Consider the following 21,499-nt stretch of genomic DNA (forward strand, 5'->3'; position numbering starts at 1 on the left):
ACTGCCTGAGGATCAAGAAGGCAGATGCGTCCGAGGCGACATCTTCGGCCCCCGCCGAGGCCGCTTCCCAGCCCCCCGATAGATCAGCGCCACGACGCGAGCACGGTGCGGCCGGAAGCTCTCCAGATAGTCGCGAAGCCGGTCGTCGTCCCACGCCGCGTTGGTCAGCGCCCAGCCGACGTCCTTGGCGAGGTGGTAGTCGCCGAAGCTGACCGCGTCGGGGTCACCGAGGGCGCGCTGGCGCACCTCGGCGACGGTCCACTCACCGACGCCTGGGATGGTGGTCAGCCGGCGCTCGACCTCCTCGCCGGGAAGACCGGCGGTGCGCTCGACGGCCGAGGCGACGCGGGCCGCCTGCAGGACGGCCTTGGAGCGGGCCGGGTCGACCGGCAGACGCAGCCAGTCCCAGCTGGGGATGGTGCGCAGCGTCTCCGGCGAGGGCTGCAGGCACAGCCCGTGGTCGGCGCCGGGACCCGGGGCGGCCTCGCCGAAGCGGCGGACCAGGTTGCCGAAGCCGCGGAACGCCTCGTGGTTGGTCACCTTCTGCTCGATGATCGAGGGCACCAGCGCCTCCATGACCAGTCCGGTACGTCCGAAGCGGGGCACCTCGAAGCGTTCCAGCAGCGTCGCGAGCAGCGGGTCGTCGGTGCGGAACTCCTCCGGGCGGTCGTCGGCCCCGAGCAGCGCCGGCACCTGCTCCAGCGCCCACTCGGCACCCTCGCCCCACGCCTCGGACTCGACGACGGCGTCGGCGTCGCGCTGGCACAGCCTGAGCGTGGCGGGTCCGTGCGGCGTACGGATGGCGCGCCAGTGGTCCTCGCCGATGATCTTGTACGTCGGGTCCCCGAGCCCGCGCCGCAACGGCCGCAGCATCGAGGCGAGGCCCACCGCATAGCCCGGACGGACCGTCCGCTGCGCACTCATACTTCGAGGCTAACCCGCGGGAAGACGCGGCTGGTGGTCAGATGCGTCGCCCGGCCGGACGGGTCGCTGCCGGTGAACCCGAAGACGTGGTGCACGCCGTGCAGCGGGTCGGCGGTGACGACCTGGTCGGTGGCGTACGGCAGGACCTGGTAGCTCTGCGGCTCGTCGCCGACGGCGGCCGCCTCCGGGCCGGGGATCTCCTCGACCCACAGCCGCCCGTCAGGAGCCCGGCGCAGCGTCCAGTCGACGATCCGGGCGCGGTAGGTGCCGAGCAGGCGGTCGGCGTCGAAACCGGGCGGCGGCTGCTGAGGCGGCACGGGGCCGGGGGTGATGCGTACGCCGGCGAGGTCGTCGAGCAGCCGCCCGACGACGTCGTGGTAGAGCCCGTAGGTGTCGCCGCCGTTGGTGAGCAGCGCGACCGCGAGCCCGTGCTCGGGCACCATCCGGAAGAACGCCGACTGCCCGATCGTCTGACCGTCGTGGCCGACGATCCCCTGGCTGGTGTCGTCGAGGGACCAGCCCAGGCCGCGACCGTCGGACCGGGTGGAGGCGGGATGGTCGACCTGCCGGGTGAGGACGTCGGCGCAGGAGGCGGCCGAGACGAGGCGGGTGCCGTCGGCGGCGACGCCATCGGCCAGGTGCATGGCGGCGAAGCCGAGCAGGTCGCGTACGCGCATCGCGAGCATCGCGCCGACGGGACCGCTGGCCCGCGCCATCCCCCAGGACGGGCCGGGGCGGAGGACATGCTCGGGACCGGGGTCGATGTGGCCCATCGCGGTGCGGAACCGGATCGCGTCATAGGGCGTCGTGGCGAGGTGGGTGAGACCGAGCGGGGCGGCGAGATGCTCCTGGAGCGCCCGGTCCCAGGTGGTGCCGCGCAGCACCTCGATCAGCCGCCCGAGCACGGCGAAGCCCGCGTTGCAGTAGGAGAACCGCTCCCCCGGCGCAAAGATCTGGGGCAGGTCGCCCATCGAGGTGACGAACCGCTCGACCGCGTCGTCGCCGGGTCCGTGGTCGGTGAAGACGTCGCCCTCGAAGCCGGCGGTGTGGGCGAGCAGCTGGCGCACCGTGATCGTCCGGGTCGCCTCCTCGTCGGCGACCCGGAAGGTGGGCAGGTGGCGGACGATCTCGTCGTCGAGGCCGATCCTGCCTTCGTCGACGAGCTGCATCACCAGGTCGGTGGTCCACAGCTTGGTGATCGAGCCGACCTGGAACAGCGTGTCGGTGGTCGCCTCGACGCCGGTGTCGAGGTTGAGGATGCCGTGGGCGTGGTCGACGACCTGACCGTCGTGGAGCACGCCGACGGCCGCGGCGGGCACCCGGCGCCGCTTCAGCAGGTCCGGCAGCTCGTCCTGGAGCCAGGCCTGGGCCGCGGCGAGCGCACCGCTCATCGGCCGGCCTCGGCGAGGGTCGTCAGCGCCCGCTCGAATCCGGCCCGGTCACCCGGGTCCAGGTCGGCCAGCAGCTCGGTCTCCATGGCTGCGATGGCGTTGCGACAGCGGGCGAGAACACGAGAGCCGGCGGGCGTCAGGGACACGATCCGGTTGCGGCGGTCGGCCGGGTCGGGCTGGCGCTCGACCATGCCGTCGGCCTCGAGGCGGTCCAGGTTGCCGATCAACCGGGTCTTGTCGCGTCCGGTGGTCGCGGCGAGCTGTGCCTGCGTGGGCGCGTCCGACTCGGCCAGCGCGGTCAGCACCGCGTAGTCCCACATCTCCAGCCCCGCGGCCTCGAGGATCGGCTTCTCGCGCGCCATCACCTCGCGCATCAGACGGGACAGCAGGAAGCCGAGCTCGGGTCGATCCACCGCAGAATCGTAACCGCTCGACATATCGTCTACGTGCGCTTACGATCAACACATGCTTACTTTCCCGGAGATGCTCGCCGAGTACGACCGCGCCCTCGACGACACCACCACGCTCACCTCCGAGGTGGCCGACCTGAGCGTTCCCACCCCGTGCGCCGACTGGGACCTCGCCGACCTCTTCGGCCACATGGCCGGGCAGAACCTCGGCTTCGCCGCCGCAGTCGCCGACGGCGACGCCCCGGTCGCCGCGTACGCCTCCGTGCCGGTGACCCTCCACGACGTCGCCCGGCGATGGCGGGACTCGGCCGGCCGGGTCCGGGATGCCTTCGCGGCCGCCGACCCGGAGGCGACGATCCACCTCGCCGAGTTCGGCTTCCGGCCGACCGTCGCGATGGCGCTGGGCATGCAGCTGGTCGACGCCGCCGTCCATGCCTGGGACGTCGCCACCGCCGTGGGACGCGCCTATCAGCCGTCGGAGGCGACCGTCGCCCTGGTCCTCGACCTGGCCCGCCAGATCGCTGCGCGGCCCGGCGGCACGCCGGTGTTCAGCGCGCCTCTCGGCGAGCACGGCACGGACCGGTGGCACGACGCCCTGCGCCTGCTCGGGCGCGACCCGGAACAGCTACCTGCCGCGTAGGCGACGCGCGAGGGCACGCCCGATTGTCGGTGCTGTGAGGTTCACTGGAGGCATGCTGCTCGCCGACATCGTCTCCACCTCGAACGCCGTCGCCGCGACCCGGTCGCGGAAGGCGAAGGTCGCCGCCCTGGCGGAGTGTCTCGCCGCCACGTCGCGCGACGAGCTCCCGGTCGTGACGGCCTATCTGTCCGGGACGCTCCTGCAGCGGCGTACGGGGCTGGGGTGGCGTTCGCTCAGCGCGCTCCCCTCACCTGCGGCCGCGCCGTCGCTGACGGTCGGCGAGGTGCACGAGGCGTTCGAGCGGATGTCCCGGGTGGCGGGGGCCGGCTCGCAGGTCGAGCGGGCACGCGAGGCCGAAGCGCTGTTCGGCGCCGCGACGGAGGCCGAGCAGGCATGGCTGCGGGGCGTGGTGACCGGAGAGGTTCGTCAGGGCGCCCTCGACTCGCTCGTCCAGGAGGCGCTGGCGGTCGCGGCGCAGGTGCCGTTGACAGCCGTACGCCGCGCCGCGATGCTCGCCGGATCGACCGTGGTGGTCGCCGGGCTCGCCTTCGACGGCGAGGAGGCGCTCGCCGACGTCGGGCTGGTCGTGGGCAGACCCGTGCTCCCGATGCTGGCCTCCTCCGCGGGCTCGGTCGAGGAGGCGATGGCCAAGCTCGGCGAGGCGGTCATGGTCGACACCAAGCTCGACGGCATCAGGATCCAGGCCCACAAGTCCGGCCCGGAGGTACGCATCGCGACCCGCACCCTGGAGGACATCACCGCGCGGCTGCCCGAGGTGGCGGAGATCGTCGCCTCGTTCCCGGCCGACACGCTTGTGCTCGACGGCGAGGCGATGACCCTCGGCCCCGACGGGCGACCGCGGCCGTTCCAGGAGACCGCCTCGCGCACCGCGACCCGGTCGGCGCCCGGGTCGGCCGTGGTGCCCTACTTCTTCGACATCCTCCACGTCGACGGCCGCGACCTCATCGACCTCGCGCTCGACCAGCGCCTCACCGAGCTCGACCGGATCGTCCCCGAGCAGCACCGGCCGCCGCGGCTGGTCACGGTGGACACCGAGGAGGCGGAGCGGTTCGCCAGCGATGTGCTCGCCGCCGGCCACGAGGGCGTCGTCGTCAAGGGTGTCGGCCTGCCCTGGGAGGCGGGACGGCGCGGCTCGGGCTGGATCAAGGTCAAGCCCGTCCACACCCTCGACCTCGTCGTCATCGGCATCGAGTGGGGCTCGGGACGGCGCAAGGGCTGGCTCTCCAACATCCACCTCGGCGCCAGAGGCGCCGACGGCGAGTTCGTGATGATCGGCAAAACCTTCAAGGGCATGACCGACCAGATGCTCGCCTGGCAGACCGAGCGGTTCACCGAGCTCGCCGTCGGCGGCACCGACGACTGGCAGGTGAAGGTCCGGCCCGAGCAGGTGGTGGAGATCGCCTTCGACGGGGTGCAGCGCTCCACCCGCTATCCCGGCGGTGTCGCGCTGCGGTTCGCCCGGGTGGTCCGCTATCGCGACGACAAGTCGCCGGCCGAGGCGGACACGATCGAGACGGTCAGAATGTATCTTCAGTGACCTGATCTGGATACCGGGTGAAGGTGCGCCCGGCCGACCCCTTAACCTCAGTGCGCGTGTCCCCCTACGCCCGCGTCGTCGCGCTGCTCGCGACGCTGACGATGATCTTCTGGCCCGTCGCCTCCGTCTCGGCGTTCGGACCCGCCAGATCCGCCTCAGCCGAGGAGACGGCCGCGGCCCCGTCCCCCAGCGTCACCCGACCGATCCTGCAGGAGACGTTCACGCTGAGCGGCTCGATCGGCTCCGGCGTCAGCCGGGTGGTGCGGCTGCAGCGCTATCACGACGGAGACTGGCAGGCGGTTCAGCGCCAGGTCGTCGCGACCTCCGGGCGGTACTCCTTCACCGTGGTCCAGTCCTCCTGGAGGACTCGCTGGCGGGTCCTGGCCCCCGGCATCGAGGATCGGGGTCAGGACTGGCCGGAGCGGGTCACGGAGCCGCGTACGCTCTTCGGGCAGCCGCAGGCGGTGACGACCAGCATGCCGAGGTCGGTGCGTGCCGGCAGCGCGGTGCGGATCACCCTCTTCGCCGCGCCCGCCCGGCCCGGACGGGTGCTCACCCTCCAGCGCGACAGCGGCCGGGGATGGGCGAAGGTCGCCGACCTCACCAGCGACGCGACCGGCCATGCGACGTACGCCTTCAGGACTCGGGACGTGGGGAAGACCCGGTTCCGGACGGTCGTTCGGGAGCATCACGGCGCGCCCGCGTTCGTGGGGCCCACGGCAGCCGTCTACGCCATCGGGAACAGACCGGTCGGCGTGATGGCCTGGCGCGGCGACTCGCTCAACTACCCGGAGAACACCCTGGATGCGTTCCGCAGCGCGGTGCGGCAGCGGGCCGACTTCATCGAGATGGACTTCCAGCCCACGGCCGACGGTGAGTGGGTCCTGCTGCACGACGACGACTTCAGGCGCACCACCGACGTCGAGACCCGCTTCCCCGACCGGAGGACCGCGAGTCCCCGCGAGTTCACGCTCGCCGAGGTGCAGTCGCTCGACGCGGGCTCGTGGATGGCACCGCAGTTCCGGGGCGTCCGGGTGCCGACCATCGAGGAGACCTTCGACGCCATCGAGACCGCCGAGCGGCTCCACGGGCACCGGGTGCGACTCGTGGTCGAGCTCAAGGGCGAGAGCGCCGCTGAGATGGGTGCGCTCTACCGCAAGGTCGTCTCGCTACGGCCCGGCTGGGTCTCCCGGACGGGCCACGACGACAAGGCGATCTTCATGAGCTTCGAGGCGAGCCACTTCGACTTCCCCGGCGCCGAGCGGACCGGGATGGAGAAGGTCGCGGTCAAGGACGAGCCCGATCCCGCGGACGTCCACGACGGCGCCTTCGCACAGGTGCACATCCACACCCGGCTGCTCGACGCCGCACTCGTCGACCGCTACCGCCGCCAGGGCGCCGAGGTCGGCACCTGGCCGGCGGTCGGCACCGCGTCCGTGCTCCGGGCGGCGGTCGCCGGGGTCGACTACGTCACCACCGATGACGTCGCCAGCGCTCGGAAGGCACTGCTCCAGCGGTGAGGTGTGAGGCCGCACACGCACAGTGCAACTCGGAGTTGCACACCGCGTACAGTGTGCTTGTGAGCACCCGACCACCGACCTCCTACTCCGCCTCGGGCTCCGCTTCGGCCCACGGATCCGCATCGGACGGCCGCCGCTCGGCCGCCGCCGCCCGACGACGCGCGCGTGAGGCAGACATCGTCGCGGCCACCCGCAGGCTCTTCGACGAGCGCGGCGTGAGCGACGCGCAGATCGAGGACATCGCCAAGGCGGTCGGCATCAACCGCGCGATCGTCTACCGCCACTTCACCGGCAAGGACGAGATCTTCGCGCTGACCCTGGTCGGCTATCTCGACGAGCTGCGCGAGCGGATGCTCATCGCAACCGAGGGCGACAGCTCGCCCATCGACGTGGTCCGCGACGTCGTCGGCACCTTCGTCGACTACGGGATCGAGCACCCCGCCTTCGTCGACTGCGCCCAGACACTGATGCGCCGCAGCGGCTCCGACCTGCTCGACGAGCTCTCCGAGAGCGCGCTGTTCCGCCTGGGCCGCGCGATGAACGGCTGCCTCACCATCCTCACCACGGTCTTCGAGGACGGTGCCGCCACCGGCGAGCTCCACGTGAAGGACGCCAACCTGCTGGCCAACACGCTCTACGCCTCCGGCCTCGGCGCCCTCCAGCTCGCCCGGGTCGGCATCCTGGTCTCCGAGTCCGCCCCCGGCGTACCCACCGTCGGCTCCGTCTCCCCCGACCAGGTCCGCGACTTCCTCGTCACCTCGGCCCTGGCCCTCACCGCCAAGTAGCCCCCGCCGAATCTGCTCTTCTGGCGCGTCGAGAATGCAGTTGTGGGCGACGAAACTCGAGTTTCGTCGCCCACAACCACCTATTCGGCCGCCATTTCTACCGATTCGGCGCAGGCGCAAAGTCGAGGCGTCACGTACGTCGGCCGAGCCGGCAGTCGGATGCCAGCTCGGCCGACGGGGAGTGACGCTTCGGCCGACGCGGGTGACGCCTCGGCAGGTTTTACTTCTCCAGGATGGCGACGACGCCCTGGCCGCCGGCGGCGCAGACGGAGATCAGGCCGCGGCCCGAGCCCTTCTCGTCGAGCAGCTTGGCGAGGTTGTTGATGATCCGGCCGCCGGTGGCGGCGAAGGGGTGGCCGGCGGCGAGCGAGGAGCCCTTGACGTTGAGCTTCTCGCGCGGGACGGTGCCAAGCGGGGCGTCGAGGCCGAGCTTGTCCTTGCAGAAGTCCGGGGACTCCCAGGCGGCGAGGGTGGAGAGGACCTGCGACGCGAACGCCTCGTGGATCTCGAAGAAGTCGAAGTCGTCGAAGGTGAGGCCGTTGCGGGCGAGGAGGCGCGGGACGGCGTAGGCGGGAGCCATCAGCAGGCCCTCGCCACCGGCGACGTAGTCGACAGCGGCGACCTCGGCGTCGACGAAGTAGGCCAGGACCGGCAGGTTCTTGGCGGCGGCCCACTCCTCGCTGGCGAAGAGCACGGCGGAGGCGCCGTCGGTCAGCGGGGTCGAGTTGCCGGCCGTCATGGTCGGGTTCTCGCCCTTGACGCCGAAGACGGGCTTGAGCGTCGCGAGCTTCTCCACGGTCGAGCCGGGGCGGAGGTTGTTGTCCTTCTCCAGGCCGCGGAACGGGGTGATCTGGTCCTCGAACCAGCCGGCCTCGTACGCAGCGCCCAGCTTCTGGTGCGAGGCGGCGGCCAGCTCGTCCTGGGCCTCCCGCGTGATCCCCCACTCGAGCGCGGTCAGCGCGGCGTGCTCGCCCATGGAGAGCTTGGTGCGCGGCTCCACGTTGGCCGGGATGTTGGGGATGATGTCGGCGGGGCGGAGCTTGGCGAACGCCTTGATCCGGTCGACATTGGTCTTGGCACGGTTGGCCTCGAGCAGGACCTTGCGCAGCTTCTCCCCCAGCGCGATCGGCGCGTCGGAGGTGGTGTCGGTGCCGCCGGCGATGCCCGAGTCGAGCTGACCGAGGGCGATCTTGTTGGCGATGTAGGTCGCTGCCTGGAGGCCGGTGCCGCAGGCCTGCTGCAGGTCGACGGCGGGCGTCTCGGGAGCCAGCTTCGAACCGAGCACCGACTCACGGGTCAGGTTGAAGTCGCGCGAGTGCTTGAGCACCGCGCCGGAGGCGACCTCACCGATGCGCTCGCCCTCGAGGCCGAAGCGAGCGGCGAGGCCGTCGAGGACGGCGGTGAACATCTCCTGGTTCGACGCGGTCGCATAGGCACCGTTGGAACGGGCGAAGGGAATGCGGTTGCCGCCCACGATGGCGACACGACGGGTGGTGGTCATGGGTTCATCCTTGTCTGATGAAGCTCTTTGGAGAAGGGTATGTCAGGGAGATCACGAAAAGTGGACACCGAGTTACACGCCTAGTTACAACTGGTCAGTAACATACCAACGTACGCCTCAGAGACCACGTCCAGAAGGATCAGAGCAGACCATGAGCGACAAGTACCAGAGCTTCACCCAGTCGGCGATCGGCAAGGTCCTCGTCAAGAACCTCGGGCTGCCGAGCCCCGCCAAGCTCGAGCGGTACGCAGCCGGCGCCCCGCTCGTGAAGGGCACCGTCCTCACCGGCGGGCGTGGTCGTCTGGCCGAGTCCCTGAGCGGCCTGCTCAGCGAGCTGGACATCACCTCGACCGACACCGCGGCCTCCGGCGCCCGCTTCAAGGGCCTCGTCTTCGACGCCACCGGCCTCACCTCGACGTCCGATCTCGTCGCGCTGCAGGAGTTCTTCACCCCCGTGCTGCGCAGCCTGGACAACAACCCGCGCGTGGTCGTGATCGGCACCCCGCCCGAGCAGGTCAAGGGCGGCGAGCGGGTCGCCCAGCGCGCGCTGGAGGGCTTCACCCGCAGCCTCGGCAAGGAGATCGGCAAGGGCGGCACGGTCCAGCTCGTCTACGTCGCCGAGGGCTTCGAGGGCTCCCTGCTCTCCACGCTCGCCTTCCTGCTCTCCCCGAAGAGCGCCTACGTCTCCGGCCAGGTCGTGCGGATCGGCACCAAGAACGCCTCCGCCGCCGCCGAGCAGGTCGACCCGAAGAAGCCGCTCACCGGCAAGGTCGCCCTCGTCACCGGCGCCGCCCGCGGCATCGGCGAGGAGATCGCCAAGGTCCTGCAGCGCGACGGCGCGACCGTCGTCGGCCTCGACATCCCGCCGTCCGAGGACGACCTGAAGAAGGTCACCCCCGACTACATCACCGCCGACATCACCACCGACGACGCCCCCGCCACGATCGCCACCTACCTCCAGGAGAAGTTCGGCGGCGTCGACATCCTCGTCCACAACGCCGGCGTCACCCTCGACAAGAAGCTCGCCAACCAGAAGCCCGACCGCTTCGGCACGGTGCTGGAGATCAACATCAGCGCCCCGGAGCGGATCACCGCCGAGCTGCTCGAGCAGAAGCTGATCCGCCCCAACGGCCGCATCATCGGCGTCTCCTCGATCGCGGGCATCGCCGGCAACGTCGGCCAGACCTCCTACGGCGCCTCGAAGGCCGCGGTCATCGGCTTCGTCGACTCGCTGGCCGAGGAGCTCCCCGACGGCATCACGATCAACGCCGTCGCCCCGGGCTTCATCATCACCCAGATGACCGCCGCGGTCCCGTTCGCGACGCGTGAGGTCGGCCAGCGGCTCAACGCGATGGCGCAGGGTGGCCTGCCGGTCGACGTCGCCGAGACGATCGCCTGGTACGCCTCGCCGGCCTCCACCGCCGTCAACGGCAACGTCGTGCGGGTGTGCGGCCAGATGATGCTGGGTGCGTGATGAGCGACATCTTCACGGGCAGGTCGGGTCCTGGCCTGCTCATCCGGGCGGCCCTGCCCGCCGTTCCCGGCGTCAACGCGCTCCCCGGCATCAAGAAGACCGGGGTGACCTACGAGGAGCTCAGCCTCACCCGCGAGCCGGTCGTCCTCGAACGTGACGCGGTCGACGCCTACGCCGAGCTGTGTGGCTTCCCGCTGAAGGACACCGTGCCGCTCCCCTATCCGCACATGCTGGCCTTCCCGCTGCACATGGCGCTGATGTCCTCGCCGGACTTCCCCTCGCCCGCGATGGGCATGGTCCACGTCGAGAACTCGATCAGCGGCTACCGGCCGATCTCAGTCGGCGAGGCGGTCGCCGTGACCGCCACCGTGGGGCAGCCTGAGCCGCACCCGGTCGGGAAGGCGTACCGGTTCCTGACCGTCGCCACCGTCGAGGGCGAGGTCGTGTGGGAGTCCACCTCGACCTACCTGGTCCGTGGGAAGCGCAACCCCGACGTCTCCTGGCTGGGTCCGACTCAGGGGCGAGACCTCATCGAGGTCGATCCCTCGGGCCCGGTCTTCCCGCTGAAGGCCGACCTGGGGCGGCGCTACGCCAAGGTCGCCGGCGACTACAACCCGATCCACCTCTACCCGCTGACCGCGAAGGCGCTCGGGTTCAAGCGGCAGATCGCCCACGGGATGTGGACCAAGGCGCGCTGCATCGCGGCGCTGGAGAACCGGCTCCCCAGCGCGGTGCGCGTGGACGTAGCGTTCAAGAAGCCGGTCTTCCTGCCGTCCTCGGTCGCCTTCGGGTCGCTGAAGCACTTGGACGGCTACGACTTCTCGCTCCACAAGCGCGGCTCCGACACCCTGCACCTGCTGGGGCGTACGACCGCCCTGTGAGCCACCCGATTTAACCCGTGGCGAGCGGGGTCTCGCAGGTGAGACGGTGCTCGCATGCCTGCTTCACTTCAGCTCCCCACGGGTTATACGGAGCGCCCCCTGACACTGGCGGACGCCAGCGGCGTGACCCGCGTGATGGCCGCGGACGAGGTGGCCACGACGGGCGAGGTCCACATCGAGGAGGCCGACATCGTCGCGGAGTGGCAGCGGCCCTCCTTCGACGTCGGCGCCGCCACCGTCGGCGTCCTGGCCCCGACCGGTGAGCTGGTCGGCTACGCCGAGTGCTCCGGCGGTGCTCGCGCCGACGCGGCCGTCCACCCCGAGCACTGGGGCCGCGGGATCGGCACCGCGCTGGCCGGCTGGATCAGCGCCCGCGCCGGCGAGCTCGGCGAGCCGGTCATCGGCATGCCGGTCCCCCAGGGCTCACCCGGCGACCGGCTGCTGGGGTCGCTGGGCTGGTTCACCCGCTGGGAGTCCTGGGTACTGGTGCTGCCGGAGGACACGACGATCCCGGTGCGGGAGCTGCCCGATGCGTACGCGATCAGGGCTGCCACCTCGCACGACCACGAGCAGGTCTGGACCGTGATCGAGGACGCCTTCCTCGAGTGGTCCGAGCGCGAGCGCGAGCCCTACCCCGACTGGGTCGCCACCGTTGTCGATCGTCCCGGCGCCGAGCCCTGGAACATCCGGGTGGTCACCGGTCCGGACGGCGACGTGGTCGCTGCGGCGGTGCTGGTGATGACCGAGGACGGCCGGGAGGGGTACGTCAGCAAGCTGGCCACCCGCAAGGACCAGCGCAACAGGGGTCTGGCCCAGGCGCTCCTCGCCGACGCGTTCGGCGCCGCCCGGGCCCACGGAGCGACGCGCGCGACGCTGTCGACGGACTCCCGCACCGGCGCCCTCGACCTCTACCGCCACGTCGGCATGGAGGTCGAGTCCACCTGGGTCCACCGCGCGACCCGCCCCTGATCCCACCTCGGCGGCCTGCCCTGGGCTAGCATCTTCCGTCCAGGAGGTGGACAGACATGTCCGACGTACTGATCCGAGGGCTCTCGGACGACGAGCTCGCGCGCATCGACACCGAGGCGACGCGGCTCGGGCTCACCCGCGACGACTATCTCCGTCGCTGGTTCACACCCGACGCGCTCCGCCCGCTGCCACCGGCGCGCCCCGTGGCCGCTGCCGACTTCGCGAAGTTCGCCGCGCTGGCCGACCGGGGTCTGATGCGTGACGCATGGTCGTAGTTCGACCCTGGTTGGTGCACCGGTCGGCGCTCGCCCGGATGTCCACCAGCCCCGACGCTGAGAAGTGGTCCCGCCTGATCGAGCTGGGACAGGTACGCATCACCACCACGACCCTGCTGGAGATCGGCCACCTGGCCCGCTCGGAGCAGGAGTGGTCCGAGCTCGTCGAGGACGTGCCGGTGGTCCACATGCCGCTCGCGACCCTCACCCCGCGCACGGAGGCGCGGGCGCTGGAGATCCAGCGCCTCGTGCTGCGCGGCGGCCGCCACCGGGCACCGTCGGTCCCCGACCTGCTGGTCGCAGCGGTCGCCGAGGAGGCCGACCTCACGGTGCTCCACGCCGACAACGACGTCGACCTCATCACCCGCACCACCGGTCAGCCGGTCGAGCGGCTCCGGGCCTGACGCCTCAGAACAGCTCGCGCACCTTCTCGATCGGCCGGGCCAGCACGCCGCGGTCGCCCTTGAGCACGATCGGGCGCTCCATCAGCGCAGGGTGCTTCACCATCAGGTCGACGAGCTCGTCCTCGGAGAGGTCGCGGCTGCCGAGATCGAGCTCCTTGTAGACCGGCTCGCGCTTGCGCAGCACGTCGCGGGCGCTCAGCCCGGTCTTCGCCAGGATGTCCCTGACCTCCTCGGCCCGCAGGCCGAGCACGTGGTAGTCGACCTTCTCGAAGTCGATGCCCTCCTCCTTGAGGAGGACGAACAGGTTCCGGCACGTCGTGCAGGTCGGCTTCTCGTACACCGTGATCTGATCCACGCCGCCACCTTAGCGGCCGCTGTGGTGCACTATCGCGGCAGGCAACCAGGCTGTGCGATAGTGCGCCGACCTATTCCCTGACGGGATGATGGGACAGATGCGCCGACTCGGCGCGTGAGGATGAGACTGACGCGCCGGGTCGGCGGGAGATGACGGGACTGACGCGCCGGGTCGGCGGGCTCAGGCGCGGGGCGGGCGGATGAGGCCCTCCTGGGCCACCGTCGCGGCCAGGGTGCCGTCGGCGGTGAAGACGCGGCCGATGGACAGGCCCCGGCCGCCGTAGGCCGAGGGGCTCTCCTGGTCGTAGAGCCACCACTCGTCGGCCCGGAAGGGGCGGTGGAACCAGATCGTGTGATCCAAGGACGCCATCTGGATGCCCTTGTGGTCCAGCGAGTGGGCGGCCAGCGAGGCGCCGAGCAGCGAGATGTCGGAGGCCCAGGTGAAGGCGCCGCGCTGGATGTCGGGATCGTCGGGGAGCGAGGCACCCAGGCGGATCCACAGGCGCTGCTGCGCGGGGCGGGCGGGGTCGGGCTCGATGCCGAGCAGGGAGTTGCCGACCGCGCGCACCTCGACCGCCTCCCACTCACGAGCCAGCGACACGGCCTCGGGCGAACCCGAGTCGGCCATCAGCTTCAGGAAGTCGATGCACTTCTCGGGCGGCGGGACGGACGGCATCGCGTCCTGGTGCTCGAAGCCGGTCTCCTCACGCTGGAAGTTGGCGGTGAGGTAGTAGATGTCGCGGCCCTTCTGCCGCGCCCGGACCCGCCTGGTCTCGAACGAGCGCCCGTCGCGGATCCGCTCGACGTCGTAGACGATCGGGTAGGACGGGTCGCCCGGCAGCAGGAAGTAGGAGTGCATCGAGTGCACCGTGAAGGCCGGGTCGGCCGAGCGGATCGCGGCCATCAGCGCCTGGGCGGCCACCTGGCCGCCGTAGGCGCGTCCACGCGAGTTGCGGGTCGTAGTGGCACCGTGGAACAGGTCCTTGTCGATCTCGACGAGGTCGAGCACGCCCACCAGCTCGGCCACCGCCTGATCCGCCGCTACGGCGTCGGTCGTCATAGGAGTGAGTGTCCCTCAATCCTTCTCAGGGCCGTCATCGGGGTCGGGGCCGTTCAGCCCGGCCAGGAACTGCTCGAACTGCTCGCCGAGCTCGTCACCGGTCGGCAGCGGCTCGTCGGGCGCCAGCAGCGAGCGTCCGGACTCCTCACCACGCTGGAAGGTGTCGTACTGCTGCTCGAGAGCGGCGACGACCTCCCGCACCTCGGCGTTGTCCTCGATGTAGGAGGCGATCTCCTCCTCGCGGCGCTGCGCCTCGGCCTCCAGGTCGGAGACCGGGATCGTCAGCCGGGCCGCGCGCTCGAGCTCCTCGATGAGCACGACCGCAGCGGCGGGGAAGTCGCTCTGGGCGAGGTAGTGCGGCATGTGCACCACGTAGCCGCCCATGGGCAGGCCCCACTCCCCCAGGCGTACCTCCAGCATGGCCTGCGCGGAGGCGGGGATCCGGATCTCGCCCTTCCAGGGGCTCTCCCAGACCTGGCCGGTGAGCTCCTGTGCCGCGTCGTTGGCGTGCCTGGTCGTAGTCAGCGGCCGGGTGTGCGGTACCGCCATCGGCACCGAGGTGAGCGAGATGACCTCGGTCACGCCGAGGCGCTCGACAACCTCGCGTACGGCGCCGGCGAAGGCCTCCCAGCGGTTGTCCGGCTCGGGGCCGTGCAGCAGGAGGTAGGGCGTGTCGCCGGTGTCCTTGAGCAGCCGGACGACCAGCCGCGGCGCGTCGAAGGACTCGTAGTGGTCGCTGACGAACGAGATCGCCGGGCGACGGGCCCGGTAGTCGTGGAGCTCGTCGACGTCGAAGGTCGCGACCACCGGCGCGCGCCTGGAGGTCTGGATCAGGTGGGCCGCCGCCCGTTCGGAGGCCTTGCCCGCGTCGAGGAACCCGTCCAGCACCACCACCAGCGGCAGCCGCTCGCCGCCGGCGAGCATGATCTCCTCGGGCAGGTCGTCCACGATGTGCACCAGTCGTGATCCGGCCATCGGTGCCTCCTCCCGTTGCGTACGACCCTCGCGGGCCTCGCCGTCGCTTGCCTCGCCCGGGGTCTCGACCCTGGGGCTCAACCTTCTCAATACACGCTTCCACATGACGACAGCGCAGCATCGTGGAGGCCCCCGATATTCCCAAGCCGACGCGCGGAGGCCGGCGACCACGTCTCGATCTCCGATGTGACCTCCCCCTCGGTGCGGCCGTTGTTACTTGCGGGTAATGTAAGCATCGGGGCACCACCGGTGCCCGCAACAACAGCGCCGCCCAGCGGCAACCGACCGGCAATTCACATGGAGTGACACGGTGACCCGACAGCTGCGAGAAGTCGTCTTCGTCGACGGCGTACGCACACCTTTCGGCAAGGCCAAGGGCCAGTACGCCGAGACCCGCGCCGACGACCTCGTCGTCAAGCTCATCCGTGAGCTCACGCGCCGCAACCCCGATCTTCCCCCGGAGCGGATCGACGAGGTCGCCATCGCCGCGACCACGCAGATCGGCGACCAGGGCCTCACCATCGGTCGCACCGCGAGCCTGCTCGCCGGGCTCCCGCAGTCCGTGCCGGGCTACGCGATCGACCGGATGTGTGCCGGCGCGATGACCGCGGTCACCACGACCGCCGGCGGCATCGCCTTCGGCGCCTACGACGTCGCCATCGCCGGTGGTGTCGAGCACATGGGCCGCCACCCGATGGGCGAGGGCGTCGACCCGAACCCGCGGATCATCTCCGAGAAGCTGGTCGACCCGAGCGCGCTCGTCATGGGCAACACCGCCGAGAACGTCCACGACCGCTACCCGGCGATCACCAAGGAGCGCACCGACGCGTTCGCGGTCCGCTCCCAGGAGCTGGCTGCCAAGGCGTACGCCGACGGCAAGATCCAGCCCGACCTGGTCCCCGTCGCCACCCGCTCGGCGGAGAACGGCTGGGGTCTGGCCACCACCGACGAGCCGATGCGTCCCGGCACCACCACCGAGGACCTCGCCAAGCTCAAGACCCCGTTCCGCCCCCACGGTCGCGTGACCGCGGGCAACGCGGCGGGCATCAACGACGGCGCGACCGCCTCGCTGCTGGCCTCCGAGGAGGTCGCCAAGGAGCTCGGTCTGCCGATCAAGATGCGGCTGGTGTCGTACGCCTTCGCCGGCGTCGCCCCCGAGGTCATGGCCGTCGGCCCGATCCCGTCGACCGAGAAGGCGCTGGCCAAGGCCGGGCTCACCATCGACGACATCGAGGCCTTCGAGATCAACGAGGCCTTCGCGATCCAGGTGCTCGCGTTCCTGGACCACTTCGGCATCGACCAGAACGACGACCGCGTGAACCCCTACGGCGGCGCGATCGCGTTCGGTCACCCGCTGGCCTCCTCCGGCGTGCGGCTGATGATCCAGCTGGCCCGTCAGTTCGAGGAGCGCCCCGAGGTCCGTTACGGCCTCACCACCATGTGCATCGGCCTGGGTATGGGCGGCACGGTCATCTGGGAGAACCCTCACTGGAACGGCGCGGAGGCCTGACATGACGGACATCAACACGCTTCTCGCCGACGTGGAGAAGCTCTTCTCCGACGACGAGGTCGTGACCGCGGCCAAGCTGCAGAAGGTCACGCTGCCCTCCGGCAAGGTCCTCGGCCTGGTCACCCTCGACAACGGCCACGACCACACCCGCCCGAACACCTTCGGGCCGAAGTCGCTGGTCGAGCTCAACACCGCGTACGACGCGGCGCTGGCCGACCCCGAGATCGACGCGATCGCGGTGACCGGCAAGCCGTTCATCCTCGCGGCCGGTGCCGACCTGACCTCGCTGCAGGCCGGTGGCGCCGACGGGATCCGCACGATCGCCGAGCTCGGCCACGCCGTCTTCCGCAAGCTGGGCGACGGCGACGGCACGACGAAGAAGCCGTCGTTCGGCTTCATCAACGGGCTCGCGCTCGGCGGCGGCCTCGAGGTCGCGCTGCACGCCGACTACCGCACCATCCAGGACTCGGTGCCGGCCGTCGGCCTGCCCGAGGTCATGCTCGGCCTGATCCCCGGCTGGGGCGGTGGCTACCTGCTGCCGAACCTGATCGGCCCGGCCAAGGCCGCCAAGGTCTTCATCGAGAACCCGCTCAACAACGGCAAGGTGCTCAAGGGCGCCGAGGCCTTCGAGCTGGGCATCGCGGACGCGATGTTCGGTGGCGCCGACTACCTCGAGCAGTCGCTGCTGTGGGCCGACGGCGTCCTCTCCGGGACCGTCGAGGTCTCCCGTGAGGAGATCGACCGCGGCGAGGCGTGGGACGAGGCCGCCAAGAACGCGGGCTTCTTCGCCTGGGCCAAGACCGGCGACGCCTCCCCGGCCGCCAAGAAGGCTGTGGAGCTGCTCACCCTGGCCAAGACCGCAACCCGCGACGAGGGCTTCGCGGCCGAGGACGACGCGCTCGTGGCGATGTCCAAGACCCCGCAGCTGCTCGCCTCGCTCTACTCCTTCGACCTGGTGCAGAAGCGGGCCAAGCGGCCCGCCGGTGCCCCCGACAAGGCGCTCGCGCAGAAGGTCACCAAGGTCGGCATCATCGGTGCCGGTCTGATGGCCTCGCAGTTCGCGCTGCTCTTCGTCCAGCGCCTCAAGGTGCCGGTCGTCATGGTCGACCTCGACCAGGAGCGTGCCGACAAGGGCGTGGCGTACGTCCACGCCGAGCTCGACAAGAAGCTGGCCAAGGGCCGCGCGTCCCAGGACGCGACCAACCGTCTCAAGGCGCTGGTCACCTCCTCGGTCGACTACGAGGAGGCCTTCTCCGACGCCGACTTCATCATCGAGGCCGTCTTCGAGGAGATGGGCGTCAAGAAGACCGTCTTCGCCAACGCCGAGGCGGTCGCGCCGGAGACCGCGGTCTTCGCCACCAACACCTCCAGCCTCTCGATCACCGAGATGGCGGCGGACCTGAAGAACCCCGAGCGGGTCGTGGGCTTCCACTTCTTCAACCCGGTCGCGGTGATGCCGCTGCTGGAGATCATCCGTGGCGAGAAGACCTCCGAGGCCGCCCTGGCGACGGCCTTCTCGGTCTCGAAGTCGCTGAAGAAGACCTCCATCCTGGTCAAGGACAGCCCGTCCTTCATCGTGAACCGGCTCCTGGGCCGCTTCATGGGCGAGATCGCGAAGATCGCCGACGAGGGCACCCCGATCGACGTCGTCGAGTCCGCCTTCGCGGGCGTCACCCCGATGTCGCCCTACCAGCTCATCGGGCTGGTCGGTCCGGCGATCGCGTACCACAACAACGAGACCCTGGCGAAGGCCTTCCCCGAGCGGTTCTACCTCTCGGAGAACCTCCACAAGGTCGTCGAGGCCAAGAAGGCCTCGTTCTTCGGTGCCGACGGCCGCACGCTCGACCCGGAGGTCGAGGCGCTCCTCACCGTCGGCGACGTGGTGAAGGCGCCCGAGGAGGTACGCCAGCAGACCCTCGAGGCGATCGCCGACGAGATCGGCCGGATGCTCGACGAGGGTGTCGCCCAGGCTGCCGAGGACATCGACCTGGGGATGATCACCGGTGCCGGCTTCCAGTTCTGGAACGGCGGCATCACCCAGCTCCTCGACCGTGAGGGCATCTCCGAGAAGGTCACCGGCAAGAAGTTCCACTGACCCTGGAAGCGCCCGGCCCCCGACCGCCATGCGGTCGGGGGCCGATCCGTTCCTGCAGGAGCCTCAGCTCATGCCTTCTCGGGCGCGACGGTGTTCTGCCGCTGTCGCGGGGCTTGTTGGCGCACGGTCGCCTGCGGTGAGCGTCGCCGGCTCTCGATCCTCTTGCGGATCAACTCATCGGCCGCTTTGAGGTCGAACGGCGCCGACATCTGCTCAGGTGACCAGGCGAACTCGGCCACGAGGTCGTCATAGAGCATTGAATCCCCCGAGTGCTGTGTGGTGACAAGACCGAGGGCCCTCGTCGCCCCCGACAGGCCCACTCTAATCGCAGACGAGCCGAACTTCGCCAGTGACTCGGCCGGAGAGACCGAGTCCGCAGGGTCAAAATTCGGCGTCTCGCCGTCAGAGGGTGACGTCTCGGGACAGCGGCGTGGACGTCAGCGCGCCCAGGCGCTCGATGGTGTCCAGGGCGATCGCCTGCGGGGTCAGGCCGATGGCCTCCAGGATCTTCGGCCGCTTGGCGTGGTCGAGGAACTCCTGCGGGATGCCGTGGATCTTCACCGGCGTGCGTACGTCGGCGGCGGTCAGCGCCTGCAGGAACGCCGCGCCCACGCCGCCGGTGACGCCGTTGTCCTCGATGGTGACCACGAGGCTGTGGTCGGCGGCCGCCTCGACGAGAGCCGGGTCGATCGGCTTGACCCAGCGCGGGTCGACGACGGTGACGCCGATGCCCTGGGCGGTGAGCCGCTCGGCGACTCCCATGGCGACCTCGGCCATCGACCCGACGCCGAGGACCAGGACGTCCTTGGTGCCGACGCGGGCGAGCACGTCGGCGCCGCCGAGCTTGGAGACGGTCGGGATGTCCTCGGGCGGCGGGCCCTTCGGGAAGCGGACGACGGTGGGCGCGTCGTCGACCTCGACCGCCTCGTCGAGGAGCTCGTTGAGGCGGGTGATGTCGCGCGGCGCGGCCAGGCGGAGGCCGGGGACGACCTGGAGCAGCGACATGTCCCACATGCCGTTGTGGGAGGCGCCGTCGTCGCCGGTCACGCCGGACCGGTCGAGGACGAACGTCACTCCGGCGCGGTGCAGGGCGCAGTCCATCAGCACCTGGTCGAACGCGCGGTTGAGGAAGGTCGCGTAGACCGCGAAGACCGGGTGCAGGCCGCCCATCGCCAGGCCCGCGGCCGAGGTGGCGGCGTGCTGCTCGGCGATGCCGACGTCGAAGGTGCGCTCGGGGAAGCGCGCCTGGAAGGCGTCGAGGCCGACCGGGTGCATCATCGCCGCGGTGATCGCGACGATGTCCGGCCGGCTCTCCCCCAGCCGCACGATCGCGTCGGAGAAGTGGTCGGTCCAGATCCGGCCCTTGGGCTTCTCGGCCCCGGTCTGGACGTCGAAGGGACCCGGCGAGTGGAACTGGTCGGCCTCGTGGCGTTCGGCCGGGTCGTAGCCGTAGCCCTTGCGGGTGATCGCGTGGACGATCACCGGGCCGCCGAACTTCTTGGCCGAGGTCAGCGCCTGCTCGACGGCGTGCCGGTCGTGGCCGTCGACGGGGCCGACGTACTTCAGGCCGAGGTCCTCGAAGAGCCCCTGGGGCGCGACCGCGTCCTTGAGGCCCTTCTTGACCGCGTGCAGCGCGTCATAGGCCATCGCGCCGATCCCGGGCACCGCGTTGAGGCGGCGCTTGACCATGTCGAGGAGCAGCTCGTAGCGGGGATTGGTGCGCAGCGAGGTCAGCGCCGTGGCCAGACCACCGATGGTCGGGGTGTAGGAGCGGCCGTTGTCGTTGACCACGATGACCAGCCTGGAGTCGTGCTGGATCGCGATGTTGTTGAGCGCCTCCCAAGCCATCCCGCCGGTCAGGGCGCCGTCGCCGATCACGGCGACCACGTGGCGGTCCTCGCCACGGATCGTGAAGGCCTTGGCCAGCCCGTCGGCGTAGGAGAGCGCGGTGGAGGCGTGGGAGTTCTCGACCAGGTCGTGGTCGGACTCGGACTGGCTCGGGTAGCCGCTCATCCCGCCCTCGCGGCGCAGCGTGCCGAAGTCACCGGACCGGCCGGTGACGAGCTTGTGGACGTAGGACTGGTGGCCGGTGTCGAAGATTATCTTGTCGCGGGGGCTGTCGAAGACGCGGTGCATGGCGAGCGTCAGCTCGACGACGCCGAGGTTGGGGCCGAGGTGGCCGGTGTTGGTGGCCACGGTCCTGATCATCAGGTCGCGGATCTCGCTCGCGAGGAGCTCGAGCTGGTCGTCGGAGAGATCACGAAGATCCTGCGGCGCGGCGATGCGTTCGAGGAGACCCATAGGAGGGGATTCTACGTCTCCACCCTGACGGGCTCCGACCCGGATAGCGCCACGTGCTGGGGCGATCCGAGGAACCGCGCGAGCCCGATCCGGGCGGAGTCGCTGAGGTCCAGGTCAGGCGCCTTCGTGGGGTCGACGAAGACGATCTGGCGGCCCTCGTGGCACACGATGTCGGCATCGGTGAGGTCGACCCCGGCAGCGTAGAGGTGGATCGTATCGTCGGTGCCGGTCTCGGGGTGGCGGAGCTCCTGGACGGCGACCAGCTCGAGGGCCTCGGGGGCGAGACGCACCTCGGTCTCCTCCTCGAGCTCGCGGACCGCGCCGGTCACCGGGTCCTCCCCCGGCTCGAGGTGGCCTCCGCTGAAGGACCACTTCTCCGGCGCGATCGTCGGATGCTCGTCACGCTCCTGGAGCATCACCCACCCACGACGGTCGACAAGGATCACGGCGGCGAACTCGGTCATGGGGAGCG

The 21,499-nt window shown here is 70.5% G+C and carries 21 protein-coding genes; 11 read left to right on the top strand and 10 right to left on the bottom strand.

Translation table 11 applies throughout. The features are described from left to right. Positions 1-12: 12 nt before the first annotated feature. The 3 genes from ACWZJV_RS01085 to ACWZJV_RS01095 are packed head-to-tail and all read right to left on the bottom strand — an operon-like array spanning position 13 to position 2,728. Positions 13-924: a DNA-3-methyladenine glycosylase family protein gene (locus ACWZJV_RS01085; protein ID WP_457179927.1), complete on the bottom strand. Its 912-nt coding sequence runs from the start codon at positions 922-924 to the stop codon at positions 13-15. Beyond that, positions 921-2,315 carry a serine hydrolase domain-containing protein gene (locus ACWZJV_RS01090; protein WP_457179928.1) on the bottom strand — a complete coding sequence of 465 codons (1,395 nt, stop codon included), beginning with the start codon at positions 2,313-2,315 and terminating at the stop codon, positions 921-923. Before ACWZJV_RS01090 ends, ACWZJV_RS01085 begins: the two co-directional genes overlap by 4 nt. Further along, the gene (locus ACWZJV_RS01095; protein WP_457179929.1) at positions 2,312-2,728 is read right to left on the bottom strand and encodes a MarR family winged helix-turn-helix transcriptional regulator; all 417 of its coding nucleotides are present in this window, start codon (positions 2,726-2,728) and stop codon (positions 2,312-2,314) included. Before ACWZJV_RS01095 ends, ACWZJV_RS01090 begins: the two co-directional genes overlap by 4 nt. Positions 2,729-2,780: 52 nt before the next feature. On the opposite strand from ACWZJV_RS01095, the gene ACWZJV_RS01100 reads away from it, so the two are divergent. From ACWZJV_RS01100 to ACWZJV_RS01115, 4 genes are read left to right on the top strand one after another with little or no spacing between them, the layout of a single operon-like run. Continuing rightward, a complete protein-coding gene (locus ACWZJV_RS01100; protein WP_457179930.1) occupies positions 2,781-3,365 on the top strand; it encodes a TIGR03086 family metal-binding protein in 585 nt (194 codons plus the stop codon). Positions 3,366-3,399: 34 nt separating this feature from the next. Then, on the top strand, positions 3,400-4,923 hold the full coding sequence (locus ACWZJV_RS01105) for an ATP-dependent DNA ligase (RefSeq protein WP_457179931.1): 1,524 nt from the start codon (positions 3,400-3,402) through the stop codon (positions 4,921-4,923). Positions 4,924-4,979: 56 nt separating this feature from the next. After that, a complete protein-coding gene (locus tag ACWZJV_RS01110; protein ID WP_457179932.1) occupies positions 4,980-6,443 on the top strand; it encodes a glycerophosphodiester phosphodiesterase in 1,464 nt (487 codons plus the stop codon). Between the two features lie 59 nt (positions 6,444-6,502). Further along, complete coding sequence (locus ACWZJV_RS01115; protein ID WP_008360244.1) at positions 6,503-7,228, top strand: TetR/AcrR family transcriptional regulator; 726 nt, start codon at positions 6,503-6,505, stop codon at positions 7,226-7,228. Positions 7,229-7,448: 220 nt separating this feature from the next. Here the strand turns inward: ACWZJV_RS01115 and ACWZJV_RS01120 are convergent, their stop codons facing one another. Further along, a complete protein-coding gene (locus tag ACWZJV_RS01120) occupies positions 7,449-8,729 on the bottom strand; it encodes an acetyl-CoA C-acetyltransferase (RefSeq protein ID WP_008360246.1) in 1,281 nt (426 codons plus the stop codon). A gap of 151 nt (positions 8,730-8,880) precedes the next feature. On the opposite strand from ACWZJV_RS01120, the gene ACWZJV_RS01125 reads away from it, so the two are divergent. The 5 genes from ACWZJV_RS01125 (at position 8,881) to ACWZJV_RS01145 (ending at position 12,732) form a co-directional block, all read left to right on the top strand. Continuing rightward, on the top strand, positions 8,881-10,203 hold the full coding sequence (locus tag ACWZJV_RS01125) for a 3-oxoacyl-ACP reductase (protein WP_457179933.1): 1,323 nt from the start codon (positions 8,881-8,883) through the stop codon (positions 10,201-10,203). After that, positions 10,203-11,084: a MaoC/PaaZ C-terminal domain-containing protein gene (locus ACWZJV_RS01130; protein ID WP_457179934.1), complete on the top strand. Its 882-nt coding sequence runs from the start codon at positions 10,203-10,205 to the stop codon at positions 11,082-11,084. The genes ACWZJV_RS01125 and ACWZJV_RS01130 overlap by 1 nt, the downstream gene beginning before the upstream one ends. Positions 11,085-11,207: 123 nt before the next feature. Further along, positions 11,208-12,053: a GNAT family N-acetyltransferase gene (locus ACWZJV_RS01135; protein WP_457179935.1), complete on the top strand. Its 846-nt coding sequence runs from the start codon at positions 11,208-11,210 to the stop codon at positions 12,051-12,053. Between the two features lie 56 nt (positions 12,054-12,109). Continuing rightward, complete coding sequence (gene vapB / locus ACWZJV_RS01140) at positions 12,110-12,328, top strand: type II toxin-antitoxin system VapB family antitoxin (protein ID WP_008360256.1); 219 nt, start codon at positions 12,110-12,112, stop codon at positions 12,326-12,328. After that, a complete protein-coding gene (locus ACWZJV_RS01145) occupies positions 12,319-12,732 on the top strand; it encodes a PIN domain-containing protein (RefSeq protein ID WP_008360258.1) in 414 nt (137 codons plus the stop codon). The genes vapB and ACWZJV_RS01145 overlap by 10 nt, the downstream gene beginning before the upstream one ends. 4 nt (positions 12,733-12,736) lie before the next feature. On the opposite strand, the gene ACWZJV_RS01150 is transcribed toward ACWZJV_RS01145, so the two are convergent. The 3 genes from ACWZJV_RS01150 to ACWZJV_RS01160 form a co-directional block, all read right to left on the bottom strand. Continuing rightward, positions 12,737-13,087, bottom strand: coding sequence for an ArsC/Spx/MgsR family protein (locus ACWZJV_RS01150; protein ID WP_457179936.1), 351 nt, complete (start codon positions 13,085-13,087; stop codon positions 12,737-12,739). A gap of 180 nt (positions 13,088-13,267) precedes the next feature. Further along, entirely contained in the window at positions 13,268-14,146 is an 879-nt protein-coding gene (locus ACWZJV_RS01155; protein WP_040755512.1) for an acyl-CoA thioesterase, read from the bottom strand. Between the two features lie 15 nt (positions 14,147-14,161). After that, positions 14,162-15,121, bottom strand: a complete 960-nt coding sequence (locus ACWZJV_RS01160; protein WP_457179937.1) for a PAC2 family protein — start codon at positions 15,119-15,121, stop codon at positions 14,162-14,164. Between the two features lie 310 nt (positions 15,122-15,431). On the opposite strand from ACWZJV_RS01160, the gene ACWZJV_RS01165 reads away from it, so the two are divergent. Both ACWZJV_RS01165 and ACWZJV_RS01170 read left to right on the top strand, forming a co-directional pair. Continuing rightward, positions 15,432-16,631, top strand: coding sequence for a thiolase family protein (locus ACWZJV_RS01165; RefSeq protein ID WP_008360265.1), 1,200 nt, complete (start codon positions 15,432-15,434; stop codon positions 16,629-16,631). 1 nt (position 16,632) lies between these two features. Further along, positions 16,633-18,726, top strand: a complete 2,094-nt coding sequence (locus ACWZJV_RS01170) for a 3-hydroxyacyl-CoA dehydrogenase NAD-binding domain-containing protein (RefSeq protein WP_457179938.1) — start codon at positions 16,633-16,635, stop codon at positions 18,724-18,726. Positions 18,727-18,794: 68 nt separating this feature from the next. On the opposite strand, the gene ACWZJV_RS01175 is transcribed toward ACWZJV_RS01170, so the two are convergent. The 3 genes from ACWZJV_RS01175 to ACWZJV_RS01185 form a co-directional block, all read right to left on the bottom strand. Beyond that, the gene (locus tag ACWZJV_RS01175; protein WP_457179939.1) at positions 18,795-18,983 is read right to left on the bottom strand and encodes a hypothetical protein; all 189 of its coding nucleotides are present in this window, start codon (positions 18,981-18,983) and stop codon (positions 18,795-18,797) included. A 145-nt stretch (positions 18,984-19,128) separates the two neighbouring features. Next, positions 19,129-21,027, bottom strand: coding sequence for a 1-deoxy-D-xylulose-5-phosphate synthase (dxs, locus tag ACWZJV_RS01180; protein ID WP_457179940.1), 1,899 nt, complete (start codon positions 21,025-21,027; stop codon positions 19,129-19,131). Positions 21,028-21,038: 11 nt separating this feature from the next. Then, positions 21,039-21,491 carry an NUDIX hydrolase gene (locus ACWZJV_RS01185; protein ID WP_457179941.1) on the bottom strand — a complete coding sequence of 151 codons (453 nt, stop codon included), beginning with the start codon at positions 21,489-21,491 and terminating at the stop codon, positions 21,039-21,041. Between the last annotated feature and the right edge of the window lie 8 nt (positions 21,492-21,499).

The sequence above is a fragment of the Nocardioides sp. WG-D5 genome (assembly GCF_054031175.1).

What these genes read in the sequence shown, in the direction of transcription:
- ACWZJV_RS01085 (WP_457179927.1), bottom strand. Translation starts at nt 924, where the DNA reads ATGAGTGCGCAGCGGACGGTCCGTCCGGGCTATGCGGTGGGCCTCGCC.
- ACWZJV_RS01090 (WP_457179928.1), bottom strand. Translation starts at nt 2,315, where the DNA reads ATGAGCGGTGCGCTCGCCGCGGCCCAGGCCTGGCTCCAGGACGAGCTG.
- ACWZJV_RS01100 (WP_457179930.1), top strand. Translation starts at nt 2,781, where the DNA reads ATGCTTACTTTCCCGGAGATGCTCGCCGAGTACGACCGCGCCCTCGAC.
- ACWZJV_RS01120 (WP_008360246.1), bottom strand. Translation starts at nt 8,729, where the DNA reads ATGACCACCACCCGTCGTGTCGCCATCGTGGGCGGCAACCGCATTCCC.
- ACWZJV_RS01125 (WP_457179933.1), top strand. Translation starts at nt 8,881, where the DNA reads ATGAGCGACAAGTACCAGAGCTTCACCCAGTCGGCGATCGGCAAGGTC.
- ACWZJV_RS01130 (WP_457179934.1), top strand. Translation starts at nt 10,203, where the DNA reads ATGAGCGACATCTTCACGGGCAGGTCGGGTCCTGGCCTGCTCATCCGG.
- vapB (WP_008360256.1), top strand. Translation starts at nt 12,110, where the DNA reads ATGTCCGACGTACTGATCCGAGGGCTCTCGGACGACGAGCTCGCGCGC.
- ACWZJV_RS01145 (WP_008360258.1), top strand. Translation starts at nt 12,319, where the DNA reads ATGGTCGTAGTTCGACCCTGGTTGGTGCACCGGTCGGCGCTCGCCCGG.
- ACWZJV_RS01155 (WP_040755512.1), bottom strand. Translation starts at nt 14,146, where the DNA reads ATGACGACCGACGCCGTAGCGGCGGATCAGGCGGTGGCCGAGCTGGTG.
- ACWZJV_RS01160 (WP_457179937.1), bottom strand. Translation starts at nt 15,121, where the DNA reads ATGGCCGGATCACGACTGGTGCACATCGTGGACGACCTGCCCGAGGAG.
- ACWZJV_RS01170 (WP_457179938.1), top strand. Translation starts at nt 16,633, where the DNA reads ATGACGGACATCAACACGCTTCTCGCCGACGTGGAGAAGCTCTTCTCC.
- ACWZJV_RS01175 (WP_457179939.1), bottom strand. Translation starts at nt 18,983, where the DNA reads ATGCTCTATGACGACCTCGTGGCCGAGTTCGCCTGGTCACCTGAGCAG.
- dxs (WP_457179940.1), bottom strand. Translation starts at nt 21,027, where the DNA reads ATGGGTCTCCTCGAACGCATCGCCGCGCCGCAGGATCTTCGTGATCTC.
- ACWZJV_RS01185 (WP_457179941.1), bottom strand. Translation starts at nt 21,491, where the DNA reads ATGACCGAGTTCGCCGCCGTGATCCTTGTCGACCGTCGTGGGTGGGTG.